Source organism: Streptomyces sp. NPDC004752, assembly GCF_053601275.1.
Map to the genome: position 1 here is coordinate 1 of NZ_JBSGBN010000269.1, position 3,824 is coordinate 3,824.

At 71.4% G+C, this 3,824-nt stretch carries 5 protein-coding genes; 3 read left to right on the forward strand and 2 right to left on the reverse strand.

The annotated features are described in order from the left end of the window. Positions 1 to 91: 91 nt before the first annotated feature. Positions 92 to 433, reverse strand: a complete 342-nt coding sequence (locus tag ACWEKM_RS46080; protein ID WP_451627293.1) for an ATP/GTP-binding protein — start codon at positions 431 to 433, stop codon at positions 92 to 94. 221 nt (positions 434 to 654) lie between these two features. Here ACWEKM_RS46080 and ACWEKM_RS46085 point away from each other — a divergent pair, with 221 nt between their 5' ends. Beyond that, entirely contained in the window at positions 655 to 1,683 is a 1,029-nt protein-coding gene (locus ACWEKM_RS46085; protein WP_451627294.1) for an LLM class flavin-dependent oxidoreductase, read from the forward strand. A gap of 93 nt (positions 1,684 to 1,776) precedes the next feature. Here the strand turns inward: ACWEKM_RS46085 and ACWEKM_RS46090 are convergent, their stop codons facing one another. Continuing rightward, entirely contained in the window at positions 1,777 to 2,169 is a 393-nt protein-coding gene (locus ACWEKM_RS46090; RefSeq protein ID WP_129800535.1) for an SCO5389 family protein, read from the reverse strand. A gap of 299 nt (positions 2,170 to 2,468) precedes the next feature. On the opposite strand from ACWEKM_RS46090, the gene nucS reads away from it, so the two are divergent. Both nucS and ACWEKM_RS46100 read left to right on the forward strand, forming a co-directional pair. Then, positions 2,469 to 3,149 (forward strand): endonuclease NucS, encoded by a 681-nt coding sequence (nucS, locus tag ACWEKM_RS46095; protein ID WP_451627295.1) that lies wholly within the window; start codon positions 2,469 to 2,471, stop codon positions 3,147 to 3,149. Positions 3,150 to 3,270: 121 nt separating this feature from the next. Beyond that, the gene (locus tag ACWEKM_RS46100) at positions 3,271 to 3,735 is read left to right on the forward strand and encodes a hypothetical protein (RefSeq protein ID WP_451627296.1); all 465 of its coding nucleotides are present in this window, start codon (positions 3,271 to 3,273) and stop codon (positions 3,733 to 3,735) included. Positions 3,736 to 3,824: the final 89 nt, after the last annotated feature.

The following is a 3,824-nucleotide window of genomic DNA, read 5'->3' on the forward strand; positions in this document are numbered from 1 at the left end:
CCCGGTGCGGCGAGTGGGGGTGCCCCCTGCTCGAAGAGCTCGGGGGAGCGTGCCGGGCGTCGCGACGGGGCGAACGTTGCCTGTTGGGGCACTAGAACCGGGGCGTGTTACGGGACCGCCGCACCCGAGTGGTGCGGCGGTCCTTCGCGTTCCAGCATGCCTTGTGCCAGTGACGGCGGTCGTCGACGCCCGCGTGCTCGGGCCAGGCCACCACGTGCGGGAGGCCGGAGGGGATCACCTGGTCGCAGCCGGGGCAACGATAGGTCTTGCCCTCGGCGCTGGCCCCGGCGACATGGCGCACGCTCCAGTCCTCGCCCTGCCACTGCTCCGTGGACTGCCAGCCGCCGTAGCGGCCGGCGCGGTCGTCCTCGGCACTCCGGCCGGACGAGGCCGCGCCCTTGAGGTCCTTGGGCCGGTTGCGACGCGGGGACACGGGACACCTCACGGGGCTTTCCAGGATGCAGGGACTGTGTCCAGCGTACGCGGCTCGTACGGGGGTACGCGAAGGGCGCCAAACCAGACAAGTCGCCCGCCAGGGCCTCGCATTCTGCAGACAATCCGCAAATCCCGTCGCGAGGCCGTGTCTTCGGCACGTGTCAGCGGGTTATGCCGGGCGGGGAGCTCCGTGTCGGAGCCAGGAAAGCAGGAAACGCAATGCACGTAGGAAGTTTTGTGCTGGCCGCCCAGTTCCCGGGGCAGGGCCAGGGCGAGGCGCTGCACCGGGCGGTCCGCTCGGCGCAGGCCGCCGAGGAAGCGGGGCTCGACGCGGTCTGGCTGGCCGAGCACCACTTCGTGCCGTACGGCACCTGCCCGTCCGCGATCACCCTGGCCGCGCTGCTGCTGGGCCGCACCAGCCGTATCCGGGTCGGCACGGCGGTCAGTGTGCTGCCCACCGTCCATCCGGTCGCCCTCGGCGAACAGGCCGCGCTGCTGCATGTGGCGAGCGGCGGGCGCTTCTCGCTGGGCGTCGGCCGCGGCGGCCCCTGGGTGGATCTGGAGGTGTTCGGCTCGGGCCTCGCCGCGTACGAGCACGGGTTCCCGGAGTCACTCGATCTGCTGATGCGCTGGCTGCGCGAACCGGCGGTCGCCGCCTCGGGCGAGCGGTTCGCCTTCCGTGAGGTCCCCGTCGTGCCGCGTCCCACGGAGGCGCTGACCGATGCGCCGGGCCCCGAGGTCGTGGTGGCCTGCACCTCGCCGACGAGCGTCCGGCTGGCGGCCGAGCGCGGGTTGTCGATGCTGCTGGGCATGCATGTCGGGGACGAGGAGAAGGCCGCGATGGTCGCCCTGTGGCGGCGGCACGCGCGCGCGGCGGGGCGGTCCGCCGACGAGATCGCGGGCGCCGCTCATGTGTCGGCCGGCGTCTGCCAGATCGCCGACCGGCGCACCGAAGCGGTGGAGACGCTGCTGAAGGCGATGCCCGGTTGGCTGAAACTGGGACTGGAGGCGCATATGACGGTGGACAACCGGGTGCGCACGATGCGCGACCCCCTCGCCTACACCGAACTCCTCTGCGGGCTGCACCCGGTGGGCACCCCGCGGCTGTGCGCGGACCGGCTCGCGGCGACCTCGGAACGGACGGGCATCTCCCGCTTCGCCCTGCTCGTCGAGGGCTCGGGCGACCTCGCGACGACCGAGGAGAACGTACGGCGGCTGGGCACCGAGGTGCTCCCCCAGCTCCGCTGACACCGTGCGTCTTCCGTGCCGAGCGGGGAGCTTGCCGCTCCAGTACTGATTGCACCTCCCCCAGGCGGAGCGGCAAGCAGACGACTCACACCGTCAGCAGTCCCGGAGTTCGGGCGACTGGTTGAGCAACTGGCCGCGCACCGAGGTGAAGCGGGCCAGCCTCTCGTCGGCCGAGGCGTCCAGCGGGAATACCGCTACCCGATGGCAGTTCTGGAAGGCCAGCCGCACACCGAAGTGCCGCTGCAGCGCGCCGCGTATCGCGTCACTCGCGAGCGCACGCAGCAGCTGACCGCGTGCCTGCTCGTCCGGCGGGGGCGTCTGGTTGTCGGCGAACTCTCCGCCGTCCACCTTCAGCTGGGCCACCAGGGAGCTGATCATCTCCCACGCGTAGGGCAGGGAGGTCCGGACGCAGTCGACGAAATCGGCTTCGTCGACCTCGCCTCGCTCGGCCTGTTCCAGTAGGGCCGGTGAGACGTCGAGCGACATGAGTTCTCCTCTCGCACCCCCGCACAGCGGGGGTTGCCGGACAGGTCAGGGAGTTCGCGATGACGGACACGCTGAGTACACGTGTCGCGACCTCCCGTTCCCTACCGTAGGCAACGGACCGTGACGGCACCAGCAGAATGCGTACATGGGCCGGTCGGATTGGGCACACAATCAGCCAGGGATGAGCAACTCTTTACAGGGGTCACAGGGATGACCCGCTGGGATCCGGTCAACGGGGGCAAGGCGAGACGGGCGGGCGAATCGCGGGCATCGGGGCGCGTCGAGTAGCGTTGCCGACCATGCGTCTCGTCATTGCCCGGTGCTCCGTCGACTACGCCGGACGGCTCACCGCCCACCTCCCCTCGGCTCCCCGTCTGATCCTGGTCAAGGCGGACGGCAGCGTCTCGATCCACGCGGACGACCGGGCCTACAAGCCCCTCAACTGGATGTCGCCGCCCTGCACGCTCAAGGAGGAGACAGGGGACTCCGACGGCTCCGCAGGTGTCTGGACCGTCATCAACAAGGCGGGCGAGAAGCTCATCATCACGATGGAGGAGGTCCTGCACGACTCCTCGCACGAACTCGGCGTGGACCCCGGCCTGATCAAGGACGGTGTGGAAGCACACCTCCAGGAACTGCTCGCCGACCGGATCGAGTCGCTCGGCGAGGGCTACACACTGATCCGCCGCGAGTACATGACCGCCATCGGCCCGGTCGACATCCTGTGCCGGGACGCGGCGGGGCAGACCGTCGCCGTCGAGATCAAGCGGCGCGGTGAGATCGACGGCGTGGAGCAACTCACGCGGTATCTGGAGCTGTTGAACCGCGATCCGCATCTCGCCCCGGTCCGCGGCATCTTCGCCGCTCAGGAGATCAAGCCCCAGGCCCGGGTCCTCGCCACCGACCGCGGCATCGGCTGCCAGGTGCTGGACTACGACGCCCTGCGAGGCATCGAGGACGACAAACTGCGGCTGTTCTGAGCGACGCGGGCGGGCACGGGACGGGCCGGGGACGGGCCGGATCCGGCGCTGTTCTGAGCGACGCCGGACAGTGCGGGACGGGCCGGATCCGGGGTGCCGGATCCGGCCCGTCCCGCCTCAGATGACGGAATCCGGGCCGCTCGGCGAGCCCGTGCCGTCCGGGGCACTCGCCGAGCGGCTCGTCTGCGCCGGTGCGCTGGAGGCGGGGCCGCTTGCCGAATCGGACATGGACGGCGAGGACGGCGACGGCTGCGAGGTCGGCGACTCGGAGGCCGGCGGCTGCGAAGTCGACGGCGTCGTGGGCGGTTTCGACGTCGGCGGGGTGGATGTCGGCGGATTCGACGTCGGCGGCTTGCTGGTGGGCGGCTGGGACGGCGAGCCCGACGAGCCGTCGCCGCCCGGCCCCCGCGTCCCGCTCGGGCCGTCCGACGGCCCGGTCGGGGCCGATGACGACGGCGTCGGCCCGTTCGAGGTGCCTGGCGTGCCGCCGAGGCCCGGGTCGGCCGGCCTGCTGGTCGCCGTGCCGGTGTCGCCGCTGTCGTCCTTGGGCGTGTCCGCGCCCAGGCCGCCGCCGTCGGTGCCCTGACTCGCCGACGGGGTGTTGTCGACCTTGCCGGACGGGTCGTCGACCCGGTCGTGGGACGTCATGCCGAGCGTCACCACCGTGCCGAGCAC

Excerpts from the sequence above, each read along its gene's own strand:
- ACWEKM_RS46085 (WP_451627294.1), top strand. The coding sequence starts at position 655 with ATGCACGTAGGAAGTTTTGTGCTGGCCGCCCAGTTCCCGGGGCAGGGC.
- ACWEKM_RS46090 (WP_129800535.1), bottom strand. The coding sequence starts at position 2,169 with ATGTCGCTCGACGTCTCACCGGCCCTACTGGAACAGGCCGAGCGAGGC.
- nucS (WP_451627295.1), top strand. The coding sequence starts at position 2,469 with ATGCGTCTCGTCATTGCCCGGTGCTCCGTCGACTACGCCGGACGGCTC.
- ACWEKM_RS46100 (WP_451627296.1), top strand. The coding sequence starts at position 3,271 with ATGACGGAATCCGGGCCGCTCGGCGAGCCCGTGCCGTCCGGGGCACTC.